This window comes from Streptomyces sp. 1331.2 (assembly GCF_900199205.1).
Classification (GTDB): domain Bacteria; phylum Actinomycetota; class Actinomycetes; order Streptomycetales; family Streptomycetaceae; genus Kitasatospora.
Genome location: NZ_OBMJ01000001.1, coordinates 5,015,001 through 5,036,978 on the forward strand (window position 1 = coordinate 5,015,001; position 21,978 = coordinate 5,036,978).

19 protein-coding genes and 2 rRNA genes (1 of these 21 cut by a window edge) are annotated in these 21,978 nt (G+C 71.0%); 16 read left to right on the forward strand and 5 right to left on the reverse strand.

What is annotated here, in order from left to right; translation table 11 throughout:
• The 6 genes from CRP52_RS21505 to CRP52_RS21530 all read left to right on the forward strand — a co-directional run.
• A 23S ribosomal RNA gene (locus CRP52_RS21505) occupies positions 1-2,795 on the forward strand (it extends 326 nt beyond the left edge of the window).
• 72 nt (positions 2,796-2,867) lie between these two features.
• Positions 2,868-2,984: ribosomal RNA gene (gene rrf / locus CRP52_RS21510) — 5S ribosomal RNA — on the forward strand.
• Between the two features lie 293 nt (positions 2,985-3,277).
• Positions 3,278-5,860 carry a sensor histidine kinase gene (locus tag CRP52_RS21515; RefSeq protein WP_097240255.1) on the forward strand — a complete coding sequence of 861 codons (2,583 nt, stop codon included), beginning with the start codon at positions 3,278-3,280 and terminating at the stop codon, positions 5,858-5,860.
• Between the two features lie 118 nt (positions 5,861-5,978).
• On the forward strand, positions 5,979-6,659 hold the full coding sequence (locus CRP52_RS21520) for a response regulator (RefSeq protein ID WP_049657530.1): 681 nt from the start codon (positions 5,979-5,981) through the stop codon (positions 6,657-6,659).
• Between the two features lie 65 nt (positions 6,660-6,724).
• Positions 6,725-7,132 (forward strand): OB-fold nucleic acid binding domain-containing protein, encoded by a 408-nt coding sequence (locus CRP52_RS21525; RefSeq protein WP_097237875.1) that lies wholly within the window; start codon positions 6,725-6,727, stop codon positions 7,130-7,132.
• Entirely contained in the window at positions 7,129-7,866 is a 738-nt protein-coding gene (locus CRP52_RS21530) for a DUF3159 domain-containing protein (protein WP_097237876.1), read from the forward strand. The genes CRP52_RS21525 and CRP52_RS21530 overlap by 4 nt, the downstream gene beginning before the upstream one ends.
• Before the next feature lie 110 nt (positions 7,867-7,976).
• On the opposite strand, the gene CRP52_RS21535 is transcribed toward CRP52_RS21530, so the two are convergent.
• Together CRP52_RS21535 and CRP52_RS21540 are read right to left on the reverse strand one after the other, a co-directional pair.
• Entirely contained in the window at positions 7,977-8,648 is a 672-nt protein-coding gene (locus CRP52_RS21535; protein ID WP_030060763.1) for a potassium channel family protein, read from the reverse strand.
• Positions 8,648-9,316 carry a potassium channel family protein gene (locus CRP52_RS21540; protein WP_097237877.1) on the reverse strand — a complete coding sequence of 223 codons (669 nt, stop codon included), beginning with the start codon at positions 9,314-9,316 and terminating at the stop codon, positions 8,648-8,650. Before CRP52_RS21540 ends, CRP52_RS21535 begins: the two co-directional genes overlap by 1 nt.
• Positions 9,317-9,563: 247 nt before the next feature.
• Between CRP52_RS21540 and CRP52_RS21545 the strand changes: the two genes are divergently transcribed.
• Together CRP52_RS21545 and CRP52_RS21550 are read left to right on the forward strand one after the other, a co-directional pair.
• The gene (locus CRP52_RS21545; protein WP_097237878.1) at positions 9,564-11,639 is read left to right on the forward strand and encodes an APC family permease; all 2,076 of its coding nucleotides are present in this window, start codon (positions 9,564-9,566) and stop codon (positions 11,637-11,639) included.
• A gap of 449 nt (positions 11,640-12,088) precedes the next feature.
• On the forward strand, positions 12,089-13,384 hold the full coding sequence (locus tag CRP52_RS21550) for a class I SAM-dependent RNA methyltransferase (RefSeq protein ID WP_097240256.1): 1,296 nt from the start codon (positions 12,089-12,091) through the stop codon (positions 13,382-13,384).
• 109 nt (positions 13,385-13,493) lie between these two features.
• Here the strand turns inward: CRP52_RS21550 and CRP52_RS21555 are convergent, their stop codons facing one another.
• Entirely contained in the window at positions 13,494-13,688 is a 195-nt protein-coding gene (locus CRP52_RS21555; RefSeq protein WP_143685798.1) for a hypothetical protein, read from the reverse strand.
• Between the two features lie 294 nt (positions 13,689-13,982).
• On the opposite strand from CRP52_RS21555, the gene CRP52_RS21560 reads away from it, so the two are divergent.
• Both CRP52_RS21560 and CRP52_RS21565 read left to right on the forward strand, forming a co-directional pair.
• Positions 13,983-14,219 carry a toxin-antitoxin system HicB family antitoxin gene (locus CRP52_RS21560; protein WP_097237880.1) on the forward strand — a complete coding sequence of 79 codons (237 nt, stop codon included), beginning with the start codon at positions 13,983-13,985 and terminating at the stop codon, positions 14,217-14,219.
• A complete protein-coding gene (locus CRP52_RS21565) occupies positions 14,216-14,638 on the forward strand; it encodes a fic family toxin-antitoxin system, toxin component (protein ID WP_097237881.1) in 423 nt (140 codons plus the stop codon). The genes CRP52_RS21560 and CRP52_RS21565 overlap by 4 nt, the downstream gene beginning before the upstream one ends.
• A gap of 82 nt (positions 14,639-14,720) precedes the next feature.
• On the opposite strand, the gene CRP52_RS21570 is transcribed toward CRP52_RS21565, so the two are convergent.
• On the reverse strand, positions 14,721-15,587 hold the full coding sequence (locus CRP52_RS21570) for a GNAT family N-acetyltransferase (protein WP_097237882.1): 867 nt from the start codon (positions 15,585-15,587) through the stop codon (positions 14,721-14,723).
• Positions 15,588-15,794: 207 nt separating this feature from the next.
• Here CRP52_RS21570 and CRP52_RS21575 point away from each other — a divergent pair, with 207 nt between their 5' ends.
• The 6 genes from CRP52_RS21575 to CRP52_RS40565 all read left to right on the forward strand — a co-directional run bounded on the left by CRP52_RS21575 (position 15,795) and on the right by CRP52_RS40565 (position 21,455).
• A complete protein-coding gene (locus CRP52_RS21575; protein ID WP_097237883.1) occupies positions 15,795-16,703 on the forward strand; it encodes an ATP-grasp domain-containing protein in 909 nt (302 codons plus the stop codon).
• The gene (locus CRP52_RS21580; protein ID WP_097237884.1) at positions 16,700-17,584 is read left to right on the forward strand and encodes an ATP-grasp domain-containing protein; all 885 of its coding nucleotides are present in this window, start codon (positions 16,700-16,702) and stop codon (positions 17,582-17,584) included. The genes CRP52_RS21575 and CRP52_RS21580 overlap by 4 nt, the downstream gene beginning before the upstream one ends.
• Before the next feature lie 52 nt (positions 17,585-17,636).
• Complete coding sequence (locus tag CRP52_RS21585; RefSeq protein WP_097237885.1) at positions 17,637-18,500, forward strand: putative RNA methyltransferase; 864 nt, start codon at positions 17,637-17,639, stop codon at positions 18,498-18,500.
• A 170-nt stretch (positions 18,501-18,670) separates the two neighbouring features.
• Entirely contained in the window at positions 18,671-20,113 is a 1,443-nt protein-coding gene (locus tag CRP52_RS38375) for an AAA family ATPase (RefSeq protein WP_179852874.1), read from the forward strand.
• On the forward strand, positions 20,110-20,496 hold the full coding sequence (locus tag CRP52_RS21595; RefSeq protein ID WP_179852875.1) for a nucleotide pyrophosphohydrolase: 387 nt from the start codon (positions 20,110-20,112) through the stop codon (positions 20,494-20,496). Before CRP52_RS38375 ends, CRP52_RS21595 begins: the two co-directional genes overlap by 4 nt.
• A 155-nt stretch (positions 20,497-20,651) precedes the next feature.
• Complete coding sequence (locus CRP52_RS40565) at positions 20,652-21,455, forward strand: DUF6099 family protein (protein WP_097237886.1); 804 nt, start codon at positions 20,652-20,654, stop codon at positions 21,453-21,455.
• Here the strand turns inward: CRP52_RS40565 and CRP52_RS21605 are convergent.
• Positions 21,401-21,637, reverse strand: coding sequence for a hypothetical protein (locus tag CRP52_RS21605; protein WP_097237887.1), 237 nt, complete (start codon positions 21,635-21,637; stop codon positions 21,401-21,403). The genes CRP52_RS40565 and CRP52_RS21605 overlap by 55 nt on opposite strands.
• Positions 21,638-21,978 lie beyond the last annotated feature (341 nt).

Genomic DNA, 21,978 nt, shown 5'->3' on the forward strand with positions numbered 1-21,978 from the left:
GAGCTTCAGTCGTCTGCCGGCGGCTGGGCGAGTCAGAAACCGTATGGGTAGTCGAAGGACATGCGAAAGGTCCGGCGTAGAGGGTAAGACCCCCGTAGACGAAATCTGTACGGCTTGCTTGCTCATCTCCCAAGTAGCACGGGGCCCGAGAAATCCCGTGTGAATCTGGCGGGACCACCCGCTAAGCCTAAATATTCCCTGGTGACCGATAGCGGATAGTACCGTGAGGGAATGGTGAAAAGTACCGCGGGAGCGGAGTGAAATAGTACCTGAAACCGTGTGCCTACAAGCCGTGGGAGCGTCGTTCATCAGCTTGCTGGTGGGCCGTGACTGCGTGCCTTTTGAAGAATGAGCCTGCGAGTTTGCGGTGTGTAGCGAGGTTAACCCGTGTGGGGTAGCCGTAGCGAAAGCGAGTCCGAATAGGGCGTTTGAGTTGCATGCCCAAGACCCGAAGCGGAGTGATCTAGCCATGGGCAGGTTGAAGCGCGGGTAAGACCGTGTGGAGGACCGAACCCACCAGGGTTGAAAACCTGGGGGATGACCTGTGGTTAGGGGTGAAAGGCCAATCAAACTCCGTGATAGCTGGTTCTCCCCGAAATGCATTTAGGTGCAGCGTCACGTGTTTCTTGCCGGAGGTAGAGCACTGGATAGGCGATGGGCCTTACCGGGTTACTGACCTTAGCCAAACTCCGAATGCCGGTAAGTGAGAGCGTGGCAGTGAGACTGTGGGGGATAAGCTCCATGGTCGAGAGGGAAACAGCCCAGAACACCGACTAAGGTCCCTAAGCGTGTGCTAAGTGGGAAAGGATGTGGAGTCGCAGAGACAACCAGGAGGTTGGCTTAGAAGCAGCCACCCTTGAAAGAGTGCGTAATAGCTCACTGGTCAAGTGATTCCGCGCCGACAATGTAGCGGGGCTCAAGCACATCACCGAAGTCGTGTCATTGCAGCATTGAGGGCCAACGCCTGCTGTGATGGGTAGGGGAGCGTCGTGTGCCGGGTGAAGCGGCGGTGGAAACCAGTCGTGGACGGTATACGAGTGAGAATGCAGGCATGAGTAGCGATACAAGAGTGGGAAACTCTTGCGCCGATTGACCAAGGGTTCCTGGGTCAAGCTGATCTGCCCAGGGTAAGTCGGGACCTAAGGCGAGGCCGACAGGCGTAGTCGATGGACAACGGGTTGATATTCCCGTACCCGCTTTGAAGCGCCAACGCTGAACCTCTTGATGCTAAGCCCGTGAAGCCGGCCCGGAGTCTTCGGACGATGGGACGTGGTGGAGCCGGTGACCCAATGGGGTAGTAGGTGAGCGATGGGGTGACGCAGGAAGGTAGTCCAGCCCGGGCGGTGGTTGTCCCGGGGTAAGGGTGTAGGCCGTGAGGTAGGCAAATCCGCCTCACGTTAAGGCTGAGACCTGATGCCGAGCCGATTGTGGTGAAGTGGATGATCCTATGCTGTCGAGAAAAGCCTCTAGCGAGTTTCATGGCGGCCCGTACCCCAAACCGACTCAGGTGGTCAGGTAGAGAATACCGAGGCGTTCGGGTGAACTATGGTTAAGGAACTCGGCAAAATGCCCCCGTAACTTCGGGAGAAGGGGGGCCATTCCTGGTGACGGGCCTTGCGCCTTGAGCTGGGGGTGGCCGCAGAGACCAGCGAGAAGCGACTGTTTACTAAAAACACAGGTCCGTGCGAAGCCGTAAGGCGATGTATACGGACTGACGCCTGCCCGGTGCTGGAACGTTAAGGGGACCGGTTAGCTCCATTTCGGTGGGGCGAAGCTGAGAACTTAAGCGCCAGTAAACGGCGGTGGTAACTATAACCATCCTAAGGTAGCGAAATTCCTTGTCGGGTAAGTTCCGACCTGCACGAATGGCGTAACGACTTCTCGACTGTCTCAACCATAGGCCCGGTGAAATTGCATTACGAGTAAAGATGCTCGTTTCGCGCAGCAGGACGGAAAGACCCCGGGACCTTTACTATAGCTTGATATTGGTGTTCGGTTCGGCTTGTGTAGGATAGGTGGGAGACTTTGAAGCGGCAACGCCAGTTGTTGTGGAGTCGTCGTTGAAATACCACTCTGGTCGTGCTGGATGTCTAACCTGGGTCCGTGATCCGGATCAGGGACAGTGTCTGGTGGGTAGTTTAACTGGGGCGGTTGCCTCCTAAAGGGTAACGGAGGCGCCCAAAGGTTCCCTCAGCCTGGTTGGCAATCAGGTGTTGAGTGTAAGTGCACAAGGGAGCTTGACTGTGAGACTGACGGGTCGAGCAGGTACGAAAGTAGGGACTAGTGATCCGGCGGTGGCTTGTGGAAGCGCCGTCGCTCAACGGATAAAAGGTACCCCGGGGATAACAGGCTGATCTTCCCCAAGAGTCCATATCGACGGGATGGTTTGGCACCTCGATGTCGGCTCGTCGCATCCTGGGGCTGGAGTAGGTCCCAAGGGTTGGGCTGTTCGCCCATTAAAGCGGTACGCGAGCTGGGTTTAGAACGTCGTGAGACAGTTCGGTCCCTATCCGCTGTGCGCGTAGGAGTGTTGAGAAGGGCTGTCCCTAGTACGAGAGGACCGGGACGGACGAACCTCTGGTGTGCCAGTTGTCCTGCCAAGGGCATGGCTGGTTGGCTACGTTCGGGAGGGATAACCGCTGAAAGCATCTAAGCGGGAAGCCTGCTTCGAGATGAGCACTCCCACCTCCTTGAGAGGGTAAGGCTCCCAGTAGACGACTGGGTTGATAGGCCGGATATGGAAGCCCTGTGAGGGGTGGAGTTGACCGGTACTAATAGGCCGAGGGCTTGTCCTCAGTTGCTCGCGTCCACTGTGTTGTTCTGAAACAACGACCGCCCTGCTGGCGGGTCGGATAGTTTCATAGTGTTTCGGTGGTCATAGCGTGAGGGAAACGCCCGGTTACATTCCGAACCCGGAAGCTAAGCCTCACAGCGCCGATGGTACTGCAGGGGGGACCCTGTGGGAGAGTAGGACGCCGCCGAACAATTCTTTTGAAGAACCCCCATCCGGATCCCGGATGGGGGTTCTTCGCATTTCCGGACGTTTCCGGACCCCTTTCCGGAATGCGGGCGCCGCGCTGTCCCTGTCCCTGTCCCTGTCTCTGTCCCTGCCGAACGACCCCCGCCGAGTGGCTGGTCCGTCGTCAATATGCCGCTAAAACCGCCTGATCAGTGCACTGATCAGCGGAAAATCACTGCTCACGCCGTAGTCTCGAAGGGCAGGGGAACAGGTGTCCGGGGGTGGCTCCCGGACATGGCCGGATCAAGAATGGTGCTCATGGGACGAGGCAGGCTGCGCATCTACCTCGGGGCGGCCCCCGGGGTCGGCAAGACGTACGCCATGCTCGCCGAGGCGCACCGGCGGCAGGAGCGTGGCACGGACGTCGTGGTGGCGTTCGTGGAGGACCACGGGCGCCGGCGTACCGCGGACATGGTCGCCGGGCTGGAGGTCGTGCTGCGCCAGCAGGTCGTGCACCGGGGCGCCAGGTTCTCCGAGATGGACCTGGACGCCGTGCTGGCCCGCCGCCCGCAGGTGGCGCTGGTCGACGAACTGGCGCACACCAACGTCCCGGGCTGCCGCAACGCCAAGCGTTGGCAGGACGTCGAGGAGCTGTTGGCGGCCGGGATCGACGTGATCTCCACCGTCAACGTTCAGCACCTGGCGTCGCTGGGCGACGCCGTCGCGGGGATCACCGGGGTGCGCCAGCGGGAGACCGTCCCGGACGAGGTGGTCCGGCGGGCCGACCAGATCGAGCTGGTGGACATGTCCCCGCAGGCGCTGCGGCGGCGCCTGGCGCACGGAAACGTGTACGCGCCGGAGAAGATCGACGCCGCCCTCGCCAACTACTTCCGCCCGGGCAACCTGACCGCGCTGCGCGAGCTGGCGCTGCTGTGGACCGCGGACCAGGTGGACGAGTACCTGCAGAAGTACCGGGCCGAGCAGGGCATCGAGGGCACCTGGCAGGCCCGTGAGCGGATCGTGGTGGGCCTGACCGGGGGGCCCGAAGGGGCGACGCTGATCCGCCGGGCGGCCCGGATCGCGGCCCGCGTCTCCGGCGGTGAGCTGCTCGCCGTGCACATCTCCCGTTCGGACGGGCTCGCGGGCACCGGCTCGCCGCAGCGGCTGATCGAGCAGCGGGCGCTGGTGGAGAGCCTCGGCGGTTCCTTCCACGCGGTCCTGGGCGACGATCCGGCGGCCGGGCTGCTGGACTTCGCCCGTGGGGTGAACGCGACCCAGATCGTGCTGGGCACCAGTCGTCGGCCCGCCTGGCAGTACCTGTACGGGCCGGGCGTCGGCACCACGGTGACCCGGGAGGCCGGGGACATCGACGTCCACATGGTCACGCACGAGCACGCCGGGCACGGGCGCGGCCGGATACCCGTCCGGCGGACCACCGACCTGGGCCGGAAGCGGACGGTCGCCGGCTGGCTCGTCGGGCTGGCAGGCCCGCCGCTGCTGGCGATCCTGCTGACCGCGATCGGCGGCCTGGGGCTCTCCACCGACATGCTGCTGTTCCTGTCGCTGACGGTGAGTGCGGCGCTGGTCGGCGGGCTGCTGCCGGCGATCGGGTCGGCGCTGGTCGGCTCCTCGGTGCTGAACTACTACTTCACGCCGCCGCTGCACACCTTCACCATCAACGAGCCGCAGAACATCATGGCGGTGGCGATATTCACCATCGTCGGGATATCGGTGGCGTCCGTGGTGGACCTGGCGGCCCGGCGCACCCACCAGGCGGCCCGCAGCCAGACCGAGGCGCAGACGCTCAGCGCGCTGGCCGGCACGGTGCTGCGGGGAGCCCCCGACGGGGACGGGGTGCTGACCGCGCTGATGGAGCAGGTCCGGGAGACCTTCGGGCAGGAGAGCGCCGCGCTGCTGGAGCGGCCCGATCCGCTCGGCCCCTGGGTGCCGGTGGCGACCGCCGGGCCGCGGCCGCCGGAACGGCCGGAGGAGGCCGACGTGGACGTCCCGGTCGGCGACAGCCTGGCGCTGGTGCTGCGCGGCCGGGTGTTGCCGGGGGCGGACCGGCGCCTGCTCGGGGCCTTCGCCGCCCAGGCCGCCGTGGTGTTGGAGCGCCGTCGACTGTCCCGGGAGGCCGTCGCGGCCCGCAGGGAGGCCGAGGGCAACCGGATCCGGACCGCGCTGCTGGCCGCCGTCTCGCACGACCTGCGCACCCCGCTGGCGGGCATCAAGGCCTCGGTGAGCTCGCTGCGTTCGGCCGACGTCCAGTGGGACCCGGAGGACGAGGCCGAGCTGCTGGCCGGGATCGAGGACGGGGCCGACCGGCTGGACCACCTGATCAACAACCTGCTCGACATGAGCCGCCTGCAGACCGGGACCGTCACGCCGCTGATCCAGGAGACCGACCTGGACGAGGTGGTGCCCTACGCGCTCGGCGGGGTGCCGCCGGAGTCCGTGCGGCTGGACGTCCCGGAGACGCTGCCGATGATCCGGGCCGACGGCGGTCTGCTGGAGCGTTCGCTGGCCAACCTGGTGGAGAACGCCGTCAAGTACAGCCCGGACGGCGTCAAGGTGCTGGTCAAGGCCGATGCGCTGGAACAGCCGGGGGCGCCGGGCCGGATCGAGCTGCGGATCGTCGACCGCGGGCCGGGGGTGCCCGAGGAGGCGAAGGAGAAGATCTTCGCGCCGTTCCAGCGGTACGGCGACGCGCCGCGCGGCGCCGGGGTGGGCCTCGGACTCGCGGTGGCGCGCGGCTTCGTCGAGGCGATGGACGGTACGGTCACGGCCGAGGACACCCCGGGCGGCGGCCTCACCATGGTCGTCAGCCTGCCGGCCGTCGACCGGCCGCCCGAACCGGACGAGCCGAGCGACGACGGTCCGCTCTCGGAGCTGATCACGTGAGCCCAGCCGCGGGTCGTAAGTACCCGGACGGCAGTCCCACGGCTCCCGAGTGGAGCCCCTGAGCACAGTCCCCAAGCCCAGTCCGTAAGTCAGACAGCCTGAAAGGCGGAGCCCGTAAATGACCCGGGTCCTCGTCGTGGACGACGAACCGCAGATCGTCCGCGCGCTGGTGATCAACCTCAAGGCCCGCAAGTACGAGGTGGACGCGGCCCATGACGGCGCGAGCGCCCTGGAACTGGCCGCCGCCCGGCATCCGGACGTCGTCGTCCTCGACCTGGGGCTGCCCGACATGGACGGGGTCGAGGTGATCCGCGGCCTGCGCGGCTGGACCCGGGTGCCGATCATCGTGCTGTCCGCCCGGCACGCCTCGGACGAGAAGGTCGAGGCCCTGGACGCCGGCGCGGACGACTACGTGACCAAGCCGTTCGGTATGGACGAGCTGCTGGCCCGGATGCGGGCCGCCGTGCGGCGGGCCGAGCCGGTGGCCGGGGAGGCCGACTCGCTGGTGGTCACCGAGAGCTTCACGGTCGACCTCGCGGCCAAGAAGGTCAACCGGGACGGCGCCGACGTCCGGCTCACCCCGACCGAGTGGCACCTGCTGGAGGTGCTGGTCCGCAACGCCGGGCGGCTGGTCAGCCAGACCCAGCTGCTGCAGGAGGTGTGGGGCCCCGCCTACCGCACCGAGACCAACTACCTGCGGGTCTACCTCGCCCAGCTGCGGCGCAAGCTGGAACGCGACCCCTCGCACCCGCGCCACTTCATCACCGAGCCGGGAATGGGATACCGGTTCGAGAGCTGACCGCCGTTGCCCCCGGCGGCCGAACGGCCTGCCGCCGGGGGCCCGGAAACCGGTACCCTTCCCGCATGAGTGGTGACAACAGCAGCGGCCAGCCGCAGGGGCGGTTCCGCCGCATGCTCAGTCGGCTGACCTCTTCGGCCGAGGAGTTGGACGCCGAGGACCTGCGTCAGGAGAGCGCTGCGGAGTCGGGGTGCACCCCGATCGCCGGCTGCGCGGACCGCGAGCTGGTCACCGTCGCGGGGACGCTGCGCACGGTGACGCTCCGCCCGCGCGCGGGGGTGCCGGCCCTGGAGGCCGAACTGTTCGACGGTACCGAGGCGCTGGACGTGGTCTGGCTCGGCCGCCGCTCGATCGCGGGCATAGAGCCCGGTCGCCGGCTGGTCGCCAGCGGCCGGATCAGTCACGCACGCGGGCGCCGCGTGCTGTTCAACCCCCGCTACGAGCTGCGTCCGGTCGGACACGGGAGCGAATGAGCGTGAACAACCAGCCCGGCGGCGACGCCGCCCAGCTCGACCTGCCCCACGACCCGGCGGCCGAGGAGGCCGCCCGGAAGGCCGCCTCCAAGGAGGCCGCCGACACCGTGCTGAAGGCCTTCGGCGGCGTACGCGGCATGATCGACATGACGCTGCCCGGCCTGGTCTTCATCGTCACCTACAACCTGACGCACCAGGTCAGCACCTCCGCGTGGGCCGCGCTCGGTCTGAGCGGGCTCTTCGTGGTGGCCCGGCTGGCACGGCGGGAGACCATCCAGCACGCCTTCAGCGGGGTCTTCGGCGTCGCCCTCGGCGCCTGGATCGCCATGAAGAGCGGCAAGGCCGAGGACTTCTACCTGCCCGGCCTGCTCTGGAACGTCGGCTACTGCATCGCCCTGGCGACCTCCGCCCTGGTGCGCTGGCCGATGATCGGCGTGATGCTCGGCCCGATCACCGGCGAGATGTTCACCTGGCGCAAGGAGAACCCGGGCCGGCTGGCCGCCTACACGCGGGCGACCTGGGCCTGGGTGGTGATCATGGGCCTCAAGCCGCTGATCCTCTTCCCGCTGTACTTCACCCACAACGTCAACCTGCTGGGCTGGCTGAAGATCGCCCTGGGGATCCCGCCGCTGCTGCTGGCGATGTACGTCACCTGGCAGATCCTGCTGAAGGCGCCGCCGCCGATCAAGGCGCAGCTGGACGAGGACGAGGAAGAGGAGGAGCCGGCCAAGTAGCCGCCTCCGCCGGGACGACCGGAGCGCGTACGGCCGGGACGACCGGACCGCGTACGGCGAAGGGCCCGCACCCCGATGGGTGCGGGCCCTTCGCCATGCCTCGCCGGGGCCTACTGGGCGCCGGAGGTGGCCGACAGCAGCTCCTCCAGCTCCTCCTCGCGCTCCTGGGCGGCGACGAAGAGCAGCTCGTCGCCGCCCTCCAGGGTGTCGTCCTTGCCCGGCACCAGCACCCGGCCCTCGCGGATGATCGTCACCAGCGCGGTGTCCTGCGGCCAGGCCACGTCGCCGACCCGGGTGCCGACCAGTTCGGTGTCGGAGGCCAGGGTCAGCTCGACCAGGTTGGCGTTGCCCTGGCTGAATCGCATCAGGCGGACCAGGTCGCCGACGCTGACCGCCTCCTCGACCAGGGCGGACATCAGGCGCGGCGTGGACACGGCCACGTCCACGCCCCAGGACTCGTTGAAGAGCCACTCGTTCTTGGGGTTGTTCACCCGGGCGACCACCCGCGGCACGGCGTACTCGGTCTTGGCGAGCAGCGAGACGACCAGGTTGACCTTGTCGTCGCCGGTCGCGGCGATCACCACGTGGCAGCGCTGCAGCGCTGCCTCGTCCAGCGAGGTGATCTCGCAGGCGTCGGCCAGCAGCCACTCCGCCATGGGGACCCGCTCCACCGAGATGGAGTTGGGGTTCTTGTCTATCAGCAGGACCTCGTGGCCGTTCTCCAGCAGCTCGCCCGCGATCGAGCGGCCCACGGCACCGGCCCCGGCAATGGCGACCCGCATCAGTGACCCTCCTCCTTCGGCCCCTGCGCGAACGCGGCCTCGACGGCCGTCAGGTCGGCCCGGCGCAGCATCACGTGCACCAGGTCGCCCTCCTGCACCACCATCTGCGGCGCGGGCAGGACGCCCTCGCCGAGCCGGGTGACGAACGCCACCCGGGTGCCGGAGGCCTCCTCCAGCTCGCTGATCTTGTGGCCGACCCAGCGCGGGTCGTACGCGACCTCGGCCAGCTGGACGGCACCGCTCGGGTCCTGCCACAGCGGCTCGGCGCCGCTCGGCAGCAGCCGGCGCAGCATCTGGTCGGCGGTCCAGCGGACCGTGGCGACGGTCGGGATGCCCAGGCGCTGGTAGACCTCGGCGCGGCGGGGGTCGTAGATCCGGGCGGCGACGTTCTCGACGCCGAAGTTCTCCCGGGCCACCCGCGCGGCGATGATGTTGGAGTTGTCACCGCTGGAGACGGCGGCGAAGGCGCCGGCCTCCTCGATGCCCGCCTCGCGCAGGGTGTCCTGGTCGAAGCCCACGCCCGTCACCCGGCGCCCGTTGAATCCGGCGCCCAGCCGGCGGAACGCGGTCGGGTCCTGGTCGACCACGGCCACCGAGTGGCCCTGTTTCTCAAGCGCTCTGGCGAGGGCGGAGCCCACGCGGCCGCAGCCCATGATGACGATGTGCACCGGTGCTACCTCACCCGTTCCGTTGGGGTACTGACCTGCGCAAACACCGTTCATCTCCCTTTCCCGCCCGGCTGTCCGGGACGAGCGTTCTCGTGGGGCGCCGGCCCCGGCAACACCTGGCAATCCGAGTGTTGCCCGCCGACTCGTATCCGACACGCTAGCCGGTCCATAGAACGCAGTCGCGACGAAGGGGGGGACAAACGGCGGAGCCTTGTCCGGGGAGCCCCTACGATTCCTTAACGTGCCTATGCCGAAAGACCTTCCGAAACGCATCCTGATCGGGCGCGCGCTGCGCAGCGACAAGCTGGGCGAAACGCTTCTCCCCAAGCGGATCGCGCTGCCCGTCTTCGCCTCGGACGCGCTCTCCTCGGTCGCGTACGCCCCCGAGGAAATCCTGCTCACCCTGTCCGTCGCGGGCGCTTCGGCGATCCACTTCTCCTGGCAGATCGGCGTCGTCGTCGCGGTCGTGATGCTCGCCGTGGTCGCCTCGTACCGACAGAACGTGCACGCCTATCCCAGCGGTGGCGGCGACTACGAGGTCGCGACCGTCAACCACGGGCCGGCCGCCGGTCTGGTGGTCGCCAGCGCGCTGATGGTCGACTACGTGCTCACCGTGGCCGTGTCGACCACCTCGGGCGTCGCCAACGTGGTGTCCGCCGTCCCCGCGCTACGCGGCCACGAACTGACCGTGTCGGTGATCGTGGTCATCCTGCTGATGGGGATGAACCTGCGCGGAGTGCGCGAATCCGGGACCGCCTTCGCCATCCCCACCTACGCCTTCATGATCGGCGTGATCGGGATGGTCGGCTACGGGTTCGTCCGCCACTTCCTGCTCGGCCAGGACATGCCCGCCGAGAGCTCCGGATTCACGCTCGAAGCCACCCCCGGCAACGCCTCGCTGGGCGGGATCGCCCTGGTGTTCCTGCTGCTCAAGTCGTTCTCCTCCGGCTGCGCCGCGCTCACCGGCGTGGAGGCGATCTCCAACGGCGTGCCGGCCTTCCGCAAGCCCAAGAGCAAGAACGCCGCCACCACGCTGCTGATGATGGCGAGCATCGCCGTCGTGATGTTCATGGGCATCATCTGGCTGGCCCGCCTGACCGGTGTCCAGATGGCCGAGAACCCGGCCGAACAGCTCGGCGGCGTCTCCGCCGGCTACCACCAGAAGACCGCGCTGGCCCAGATCAGCGAGGCCGTGTTCAGCAACTTCACGCCCGGCTTCTACTTCGTCGCCGCCGTGACCGGCCTGATCCTGGTGCTGGCCGCCAACACCGCCTTCAACGGCTTCCCGGTGCTCGGCTCGATCCTGGCCCAGGACCGCTACCTGCCGCGCCAGCTGCACACCCGCGGCGACCGGCTGGCGTTCTCCAACGGCATCATCCTGCTGGCGATCGCCGCGATCCTGTTCATCATCGCCTTCGACGCCGACCCCAACCGGCTGATCCAGCTCTACATCGTCGGCGTCTTCGTGTCCTTCAACATGAGCCAGTCCGGCATGATCCGGCACTGGACCCGACTGCTGCGCAGCGAGACCGACCCGGCCAAGCGCCGCCACATGCAGCGCAGCCGGGCGATCAACACCTTCGGCCTGGTGATGACCATGGCCGTGCTGATCGTCGTCCTGGTCACCAAGATCAGCCACGCCTGGATCGCGATCGCCGCGATGGTCGTGCTGTTCGTGATGATGAAGGGCATCCGCCGCCACTACGACCGGGTCTCCGACGAGCTCATCGCCGCCGAGGAGCCGGACGACGTGGTGCTGCCCACCCGGGTGCACGCCATCGTGCTGGTCTCCAAGCTGCACAAGCCGGCGCTGCGCGCCCTCGCGTACGCCAGGCTGGCCCGCGCCCACACCCTGGAGGCGGTCACGGTCAACGTCGACCCGGCCGACACGGCGGCGCTGCGGCAGGAGTGGGACGAGCGCGGCATCGAGGTGCCGCTCAAGGTGCTGGACTCGCCGTTCCGCGAGATCACCGGGCCGGTCCTGGACTACGTGAAGAACCTGCGCCGCGACAGCCCCCGCGACGTGGTCTCGGTCTACATCCCCGAGTACGTGGTCGGGCACTGGTACGAGCACCTGCTGCACAACCAGAGCGCGCTGCGGCTCAAGGGGCGGCTGCTGTTCAAGCCCGGTGTGATGGTCACTTCGGTGCCCTGGCAGCTGGAGTCCTCCGAGCGACGCAAGCCGCAGAAGGCCTGGTCGGCGCCGGGCGCCGTCCGGCGTGGCGAGCCGCGGGCGCCGAAGGCCGTACAGTCGAAGGATTCCGTCGCCATCGGCACGAGTGCCGGTGCCACCTCCGACCGCAGCAAGGACTCCTCCTCGTGACCCGCAACACTCCGCCCCGCTCCTCGGGCTCCTCCTCCGGCAAGGGCGCCCGCCGGGGCGGCTCCCAGCCCGGGCAGGTGTCCCGGCCGCGCTGGGGTCGTCCGGCCCGTCCGGAGGCCACCGACCGCGACGGCCTCACCGCGCGCACCGCGCCGATCGTGCCGGGGGAGCAGGTGCCGTCGGAGGGCCGCGCGCCTGGCCAGGGCGGTGCGGGCCAGGGCGGCTCGGGCCGAGGCGGCGCCAAGGGTGCTGCCGGTAAGGGTGCTGCGAAGGGCGCTGCCGGGAAGGGCGCTGGGAAGGGTGCCGACGGGGCCTCCGGGGCCTCCGGGGCGTCCGGGGCCTCCGGTGGGGCTCGGAAGGCGCCGCGCAAGCAGGCGGTGCGGCCGCCCAAGGCGCTGCGCACCGCCGGCGCGCGGGCGCCGCGGCCCGAGACGCCGTCCGGCGAACCGCTGGCCGGGCAGCGCTACGAGGTCGAGGTCGGCCCGGTCGCGCACGGCGGCGGGCACTGCGTGGCCCGGTACGAGGGGCGGGTGCTGTTCGTGCGGCACGCGCTGCCCGGCGAGAAGGTCGTCGCCCTGGTGACCGAGGGCACCACCACCTCGCGGTTCCTGCGGGCCGACGCGGTGGAGGTACTGGAGCCCGCCAAGGAGCGGATCGAGGCGCCGTGCCCGTTCGCCGGCCCGGGCAAGTGCGGCGGCTGCGACTGGCAGCACGTCACCCCGGGCGGGCAGCGCAAGCTCAAGGCGGCGGTGCTGACCGAGCAGCTGGCGAAGCTGGCCGGGCTCACCCCGGCCGAGGCAGGCTGGGACGGCAGCGTCGAGCCGGTCGGCGGCAAGCTCCCGGCCGGGCAGGTGCCGGCCTGGCGCACCCGGGTCCAGTACGCGGTGGACCCGGAGACCGGGAAGGTCGGCCTGCGCAAGCACCGCTCGCACGAGGTGCAGCCGATCGACCGCTGCCTGATCGCCGCCGAGGGCGTCACCGAGCTGGGCATCGAGGCCCGCGACTGGCCGGGCGTCGCCTCGGTCGAGGTGATCGCCGCGAGCGGCTCCTCGGACCGCCAGGTGGTGCTCACCCCGCGGCCCGGCGCCCAGCTGCCGCTGGTCGAGCTGGACAAGCCGGTGTCGATCGCCCGGATCGACGAGCAGGACAACATCCACAAGGTGCACGGGCGCTCCTTCGTCCGCGAGCGGGCGGCCGGGCGCACCTGGCGGGTCAGCAACGGCGGCTTCTGGCAGATCCACCCGGAGGCGCCGGACACCCTGGTCGACGCCGTGCTGGACGGTCTGGACCCGCAGTGGGGCGAGAACGCGCTCGACCTGTACTGCGGTGTCGGCCTCTTCGCGGGTGCGCTGGCCGACCGGGTCGGCGAGGACGGCGCGGTGCTCGGCATCGAGTCGGCCAAGCAGGCCGTGGTCGACGCCCGGCACAACCTGGCCGCGCTGGACAACGTCCGGATCGAGTGCGACCGGGTCGAGACGCTGCTGCCGCGTACCGGCATCACCGCCACCGACCTGATCGTCCTGGACCCGCCGCGCGCGGGCGCCGGGCGCGAGACCGTCGCGCACCTGGTCGGCCTGGAGGCGCGCCGGATCGCGTACGTGGCGTGCGACCCGGCGGCGCTCGCCCGGGACCTGAAGTTCTTCCGGGAGGGCGGCTACCGGCCGGTTTCGCTGCGGGCCTTCGACCTGTTCCCGATGACGCACCACTTCGAGTGCGTGGCGATCCTGGAGCCGGTCGGGGAGTGATCCTCGGCGTCGGTCGAGGCGCTGATCTGCTGCCGCGTCGAGGCGCCGGCCGGCTGATGACGGAGGCGGCACCCGTTCGGGTGCCGCCTCCGTGGTGTTCGAGGAGCGGTCAGTCGTTGTGTTCCTCCTCGTCGGCGCTGTGCGGCAGGTCGATGCCGTGCTGGGCGGCGAGCCGGAGGAGCGAGGCGATCCGGCCCTCGTACGCCTGGACGCCGTCGGCGTCCCCTTCGGCCCGCGCCGCCGCGAGGTCCCGTCGGGCCTGGGCGAGCTGCTCGTGCAGCTCCTGGTCGAACATGGCTGTCATTGCCGGCCTCCGCACCGGTCGGTGCCGCTCAGTGGAACGCTCAGGGGAGTTCAGAGTCCCGGATGGTGAAGGACTCTTCAAGTCTCGCTCGTCCTGGCGGGGGTGGGGCGGCGGTGGGCGGGTATGGGTGATGGGCGGCCCGGAGCGGGGCAGGTGACGGCGTCGGTGAGGGCTTCGGTGCGGCATCGGTGAGGGCTTCGGTGACGGGGAGGTTGCGTGGGGGCGTGCGGCAGGTGTGCGGGCGGTGTGAGTGCGCCCTTGTTGTGCTAGCACTTCGGCGCTAGCTTGACGGGTATGGCCAAGAAGCAGCTGAACGTCCGCGTGGACGCCACGACCGCGGAGATCGCCCGGGAACGGGCCGAGCAGCAGGGGATCAGCATGAACCAGTACATCGAGCGCCTGGTCCAGCAGGACATCGGCGAGTCCGGACGGGCCTTCGTCGACGCGGCCGCGCAGTTCATGAAGGAGTACGAGACGGCGTTCCTCGCCGAGTTCGGGGAGCCGGGCGACCTCCAGGACGTGCGCCGTTGAAACTGGAGGTCGACCTCTCGTGGCTGCTCATGACCGCCGAGCAGTACACGCCCGGTGATCCGCAGGTCACCGACTACGGCTCGCTGCTCGCGGCCGTCACCCGGCACCATGCCGAGATATTCGACATCGCCGTCTACCCCGAACCGCAGGACCGCGCCGCCGCCCTGATGCACCAGCTGATCCGGGTGCCGGCCCTGGAGAAGACCAACGAGCTCTTCGCGACCGCCGTCGCGTACGCCTACCTCGTCGCCAGCGGCTGCACCGTCGCGACCACCGCCCGCGAGGTGCGCAGCCTCTCCCGGGCCATCCGCGAGGGGCGGCTCGGGGTGTCCGGCGTCGCCGAGCGGCTGGCGGCGTGGGTGGTGGACGAGGCCGAGGGGGAGGGCGTCAGCGGGGCGGACGACGAGGACGACGACTGACCGTCGTCCCCGTCGGGGCTCGTTTTGCCGTGCTGTCGTGCTGTCGTGCTGTCGTGGCTGCGGCCAGGGCCGAGGTTTGCCGTTACGGCTGGGGTGCGGCGGGCTCCGCGATCAGGGCCGTCGCGAACGGGCGGAAGCCGGCCCGGCGGTAGATCCGGGCGACGGCCTCGTCGGCGGCGGACAGGAAGACCGTCCGTACGCCGTTGGCGCGGGCGTGCTCGACCAGGGCCGCCGTGACGGCGAGGCCCAGGCCGCGTCGGCGGGCGGTGGGCAGGGTGCCCACGCCGACCACCTCGCCGACCGGGCCCACCGGGATGTACTGGCCCGCGCACTGCACCGCGTCGCCGTCCAGGGCGGCGGCCAGCACGCTATTGCCGTCGACGATCCGCTGAGCGACCCGCGCCACCCCGCCATCGGCCGTCAGCGCCGCCACGCTCCGGGCCAGCTCGGCCGCACCGGCCGCGCCGATGGCGGTGCCCGGGGCGCCGAAGGCCACGTGCGGGACGGCCACCGCCTCCGCCAGCTCCGGCGCGTCCGGGGCCAGCACCCGCACGGCCATCCGGTCCGGCAGCGTGGGCGCGGGGGCCGGCTCGTCCTGCGGGCCCAGCACCAGCAGCGGGTGCTCGTGCACCGTCAGGCCCGCCGCCTCGACCGCCGCGCGCAGCTCGGGGTTCTGCTCGGCGACCCACTCGAAGGCCTCCGGCGCACCCAGCTCCCGCTGCCGCTCCAGCACCCGGTGGACGTCCTCGGCGGTGGCGGCCGGGCCGTCGTGGCCGAGTGTCGGGCGGGCGTAGTAGTGCCAGCCGGTGGCGCCCTTGCGGACGAAGAGGGTCAGCGGGCCGAAGTCCTCGGCGTGGGCGGCGCTGCGCGGTGCGGCGTCGTAGTAGCGCTCGATCTCGTCGAGCAGGGGGCGGTCGGATGCATGATCAACAGAAGTCACGGCGTGCATCCAAGCAGGGGCGCGGGCGGGCCGCCACCGGTTTGTGCACGGCTCGGGCGGGGACGTCGGGCGCCCTGGGAGCGGTGATTGTTGCCGAACGCTTACCGGCTCGCAGCGATCTTGTGCGCACACAGCGTGCATGCTGATGCCTTTACAGCTCTGCCGAGGGGGACGGCGGACGTCTGCACTCGGCGAGGCAAGGGGGAAGACAGGCCCATGAGGCTCTGCTTTCTGGTGGAGGAACACTACCGGCACGACGGCATGCCGCTCGACGTGGCACGTCAACTCACTGCCTGGGGGCACCGGGTGGACGTGCTGCGCCCCGGGGACTCGCTGCTGGCGATCTCCGAGGCGGTCCGCGGCGGCAGCCACGACGCCTGGGTGCTCAAGACCGTCTCCGGCGGGCCCGGGCTGACCCTGCTGGAGGCGGCCGCCGCCGTGGGGCTCACCACGGTGAACGACGTGCGCTCGATCCGGGGCGTCCGGGACAAGGCGCTCGCCGCGGTGATCGGCCGCACCCGCGGTCTGCCCGTCCCGGTCACCTACGCCGCCGCGCGCTGGGAGCGGCTCGCGGAGATCCCGGCCGCCGAGTACCCGCTGGTGGTCAAGCCCGCCGACGGCAGCTCCGGGCGCGCCGTGCGGCTGGTGCACGGGCCGGAGCACCTGCTGGAGGTCGGGCCGGAGCTGGCCGGGGAGGGGCTGCTGATCGCGCAGCCGTACGTGCCGAACTCCGGCACCGACCTCAAGGTGTACTGCGTCGACGGGGAGCTGTTCGCGACGGAACGTTCCTCCCCGCTGCACCCCGGGCAGGGCGTCCGGGAGCGGCAGGTGCCGCTGCCGGGGAGCGTCGCGCGGATCGTGGCGCAGGTCGGCGAGGTGTACGGGCTGGACCTGTACGGGGTCGACGTGCTGCTCGGACCGGACGGGCCGGTGGTGGTCGACGTCAACGACTTCCCGAGCTTCCGGCAGGTGCCGGACGCCGTGGCCCGGGTCGCCCGGGCGGTGCTGCGACTCGCGCGCACCGGGACGGCCGTGTCGGTGCCCGGCGAGCCCACCGCCGAGCTGGTGCCCGCGGGTGGGGAACGCTACGGCCGACTCGGTTTTGGCGAAGGGGAGTTGCTGTGAGGATCGGGTTGATCTCCGGGAACCCGGGGCACCCGGTGCTGGCGGCTGCGGCTGCGCTGCTGGTGCGGCGGGGCCACGAGGTGGTGGCCGTTCCGCCTGCGGGACCGGCGGACGAACTCCCGGACGCCTGCCTGCTCAAGGCGCGTACGCCCCAAGCACTGGTGCTGGCAGGGGAGTTGGAGCGTCAGGGCGTGCCGGTGGTCAACTCGGCGGCGGCCACGGAGCTCTGTCAGGACCGGGTGCGGATGGCCGAGCTCGCGCGGGCCGCCGGGCTGCCGTTCGCGGAGACGGTGGACGGCGGGCGCTTGGGCGAACTCGCCGACCCCGCCTACCCGTTCGTGGTCAAGAGCCGGCACAGTCGGCGGCACGACCTGGTCGCCCGGGTCGACGGCCCGGCCCGGCTGCGTGAACTCGCCGAGCACTGGCCCGAAGAGCCCGTCGTCACCCAGCCGTTCGTGCCGGGGACCGGCTGGGACCAGAAGCTGTGGGTCATCGACGGCCAGGTGTTCTCCGCCCGGCGGCGGTCCGAACTCGCCACCGGAACGGGGACGTCGGGGCAGGCGGAGGACTGGGAGCCGCCGCCGGGGCGCGCCGAGCTCGCGCTGCGCGTCGGCGAGGTCTTCGGGCTCGACGTGTACGGGGTCGACCTGCTCGACGGGCCGGCCGAGCCCGTCATCGTGGACGTCAACGCCTTCCCCGGGGTCCGCGGCCGGCCGGGCGCGCCCGAGGCGCTGGCCGCGCTCGCGCTGCGGGTCGCGGCGGAGCGGGGTGTCGGGCACCGTGTCGGGCGGGTTGTCGGGCAGGGCCCGGGGCAGGGTGTCGGGCAGGGCCCGGGGCAGGGTGTCGGGCCGTTCGCGCGGTCGGGTGGGCCGGGTCGTTAGGCTGGCTGGCGCCCCCGACCGGCCGGGGCGTACGGCGAGAGAAGACGGAACGTTGCTGCAGGACATCGAGCGCTACCTGGCCTGCCCCCTCTGCATGCAGGACCTCACCCGGCACGACCGCAGTCTGCGCTGCCCCGCCGGGCACAGCTTCGACGTCGCCAAACAGGGGTACGTCAGCCTCCTCGCCGGCGACGCGCACACCGGGACCGGGGACACCGCGGAGATGGTCGCCGCCCGGGCGGACTTCCTCGCGGCCGGGCACTACCGGCCCATCGCGGACGCCCTTGCCGAGGCGGCCGCGTCGGCGCTCGCGGGCGGGTACGAGGCGGAGTTCGGAGCCGGGAACGACGGTCTGGTCGCCGACCTCGGTGCCGGCACCGGCCACTACCTGGCCCACGTGCTCGACGCCCTGCCCGGCAGCGTCGGCGCCGCCCTCGACATCTCCAAGTACGCGCTGCGCCGCGCCGCCAAGGCGCACCCGCGGATCGGCGCCGTCGTCTGCGACGCCTGGCGTCCGCTGCCGCTGCGCGACGCCTCCGCCGAGCTGATGCTCAACGTCTTCGCCCCGCGCAACGGGCCCGAGATCCGCCGGGCGCTGCGCCCGGGCGGGACGCTGCTGCTGGTCTCGCCGACCGCCCGGCACCTGGGCGAACTCGTGGACGCGCTGGGGCTGTTGTCGGTGGACGAGGAGAAGCAGCGGAGGATCGACGAGAAGCTCGGGCCGTACCTGACGCCCGGGGAGCGGCGGGAGGTCGAGTTCACCCTGCGGCTCGGCCCGCAGGACGTGCGGACCGTCGTCGGCATGGGGCCGAGCGCGTGGCACACCGACCCGGAACGGCTCGGTGCCGCGCTCGCGGCGCTGCCGGAGCCGGTCGAGGTGACCGCCTCGGTGACGGTGGCCGCGTACCGGCGCTGAGTGCGCCCCGCCGCCGCCCCGCCGCCGCTCGGGACGGGTGGTCTGCGGCGACTGGTCGGCAGGACCGGTCAGCGCGGCTGGTCAGCGCGATCGGGGTGGGGCGCCTCGTTGGGATGAATCTGCCGTGCAGGCACGTTTCCGCCCGTCGGCCTGCGGCTAACGTCCGTCGGGTGAACCGCGACGCCACCAGGCCTGCCGGGCCCGCCCACCTGCGACCGGACGCCCCGGGCTCCGAGCGGCCGCCCGTGCCGCGTCCCACCGTCGAGGAGCTCCGGCTCACCTCGTTCAAGTCCTACCGGCGCGCGGTCCTGCCCCTCGCGCCCCTCACCGTGCTGTACGGGCCCGCCGGGGTGGGCAAGTCCAACGCCCTGGACGCGCTGGCGGTGCTGTCCCGGCTCGCCCTCGGCGAGGAGATCACCGACTCGCTGGACGGCCTGCCCGACCGCACCGGCCCGCTCGCCGTACCCGTGCGGGGCGGGCTGGCCGGGTGCGTCCCGCACGGGCGGGACGCGATCATCCTCGGCTGCACCGTCCGCTCCCCGCACGGCCGGATCCGGCTCGACATCGTGATCCGCACCGACGGCCCGGTCCGGATCGCCCGGGAAACGCTCACCCTCGACGGCCGCACCCTCGTCGACACCGGCGAGCAGGACGTCCGCAACCACCGGGTCAACGTCTGCTGGCACAACGACACCCGTCAGGGCGACATCCGGGCGCCGTTCCCCAGCGGCACCATGATCACCGCGCAGCTGCCGCTGCGGGTCGCGGGCTCCTCGGCCGGCGAGTGCCTGGTCCTGGCCGCCGCCGAGGACCTGCTCACCGCGCTGCGCGAGGTCTTCCCGCTGCACCCCGTCCCCGCCCTGATGCGCGACTGGGCCCGGGCCGACCCGCAGGCCCGGCTGCGCGGCAACGCCGCCAACATCTCCGCCGTCATCGACCGGTTGAGCAACGAGTGCCCCCGGCGGTACGGGCAGCTGCTGCGCGTCGTCCAGTCCGCCGCGCCGCACCCGCTGCTCGGGCTCGCCGTGGCCGAGCGGGAGAGCGAGGGCGTACGGCGCGTCCTGGCCGTCTTCGACGAGGGCGTCCTCGGGCGCACCGGTGCCGACCAGGCCTCCGATGGCATGCTGCGCCACCTCGCGTTCGCCGCGGTGCTGCTGACCGGGGCCGGGGTGCTCGACCTGGACGTGGCCGCCGAGGTGCCGTGGGCGCACCGGCAGCTCACCGTGCTGGCCGAGGACCTGGGAGCCGGGCTCTCCGTCGAGCAGACCGCCTCGCTGCTGCGGCTGGCGCGGGACATGGCCGAGCGCGGCCAGCTGCGGGTGGCGGCCGCGCTGCAGGAGCCGGCGGCGGCTCGGGAGGCGCTGGGCGCGGGGGACCTGCGGTCGGGCGGGGCGGTGGTGGTCGAGTGCCGGCGGGATCCCGGCTCGGGCTTCACCGTGCTGCGGCCGGAGGCGGCGCGGGTGCCGGCCCAGGGCGGGCGCGGGGAGGGGGCCGGCGGGGGCGACGGGGCTGCGGAGGCGGCGCGGTCGGTGGGGGAGCGGTCGGTGGGGGAGCCGGTGGCGGAGGGGGCCGGGTCGGCGGTGGACGGCGATGCGGTAGACCTGGAGGGGTGAGCGAACGAGTGACGGGGGCCGGGGAGCCGACCCTGGAGGCCCTGCGGCAGCGGTTGGTGGACTTCGCGGCAGCGCGACGGTGGGAGCCCTTCCACACGCCGAAGAACCTGGCGGCGGCGTTGAGCGTGGAGGCGGGGGAGCTGCTGGAGATCTTCCAGTGGCTGACGCCCGAGCAGGCGGCCGCGGTGATGTCCGACCCCGAACGTGCGCACCGGGTGCGCGACGAGGTCGCGGACGTGCTGGCGTACCTGCTGCAGTTCTGCACCGCGGTCGGGGTGGACCCACTGGAAGCGCTTGCGGCGAAGATCGAGCGGAACGAGCACCGCTTTCCGGTGCCGGACGGGGGCGACGTCAACTCGGACGTGGGCGACCAACCCTTGTGAGGGACAGAAGTTATCCACAACCCCCGACTTGTCCACAGCTTCTGACAAGGCGGATGCACGCTCGCGCTCTTCCTCGCACGCTTTCGCCGTGACCACAGGGCCGCTTCCCCGGCGGCCCGGGTCGACGGCGACGGCGAGCGAGAGGAGCGGTGGCCATGGAGGCGCTGCGACTGATCAAGACGGCCAGGCACGCCCTGGCCGAGGCCAGGCACGTACCCGATGTGCTGGCCGAGGCGCGGCAGGCCGCGCTGCTCACGGAGGCGGTCGGCGCCCGGCTGGCCGAGTCGGAGGACGAGGAGCTCACCGGGCTGGGCCAGCAGCTCTCCGAGGCCGGGGCGCACGCGGCGCTCTGCCTGGACCGCTCCGTCGTCCGGGCCGCCCTGGTGAGCGGCGGCCGGGCCGCGCGGCTCACCGACCTCGGGGAGGCGGAACCGGCCCTGGGGGCGCTGGACGGGCTGCTGCAGGACGTCGGCGAGACGCTGGTGGTGCTGGCCTGCGGGGCGGACACCGAGAGCCTCTACTGGACGTGCATCGACGGCGTCGACGCGGTGTCGGAGTGCAAGGACCTGACGGGGCGACTGCGGGAGGCGGCGGGTCGGCTCGAAGGCGCGGAACCGGCGGCGCTGGGCGGGGCGGAGCCCGAACGGGCGGGCTGCGGTGCGCCGTTACTCGTCGTCCGGCTCGGACCGCCGGATGGTGGGGCGGCGGATGGTGGGGCGGCGGATGGTGGGGCGGCGAACGAGGTGCCGGTGAACGGCGGTTCGGTGAACGGTGGTCAGGCGATCGGTGGTTCGCTCAACGGCGGTCCGACGGGAGAAGCCGGACTGTCGGGTGAGGATCGCCCGCCGGACGACGGCGGCCCGCCCGGTGAGGGCGGGCCGACGGTTCGGCAGCGGGCACCTGGCTACCTGGTGCCCGGCGCGGCCGGGGCCTCGGAGGTGTCCGTGGCGGTCGGGTAGGCGGCGGGTCCGGCGTCCCGGGCGCCGGAGGACCGCAGCTCGGCGAGGTCCGCGGTGACCGAGGCGAGCAGCTCCTGCATCTGCTCCAGCAGGCTCTTGGGAGTGACGGGTCCGGCCGAGGTGCCGACGGCCGAGCCCGTCGGGCTGCTCGGGAGCTGCGGCGTGGCAGATGGTTCGGACATGACGGGACCTCTTCGACTCGGTGGTGCGGTGTGAAGCGGCCGACGGTGGCCCGGCCGCGCGGCGGGGCGGCACCTGTCCGGCCCGGCCGGGGCACCAGCGCCCGCCGCAGCACCCAACGAACCGCTCCGGCGGCCGTCACCGGGCACCACTCGATGCGGTCCGTCTCCGGTGCGCCGTAAGCCTCACGGGTGAGCCGGGGTTGCCGCCGCGGCACGGCCTGGGCTAGGCGCGAATGGAGCGCGAAAAGAAGAAGCCGAAGGCGGAAGCCGAAGGCGGAAGGAGGAAGCGGAAGAGGGAGAACCCACCCCTTGCCACTCTCAACGTATAGCGCACGGGGGGT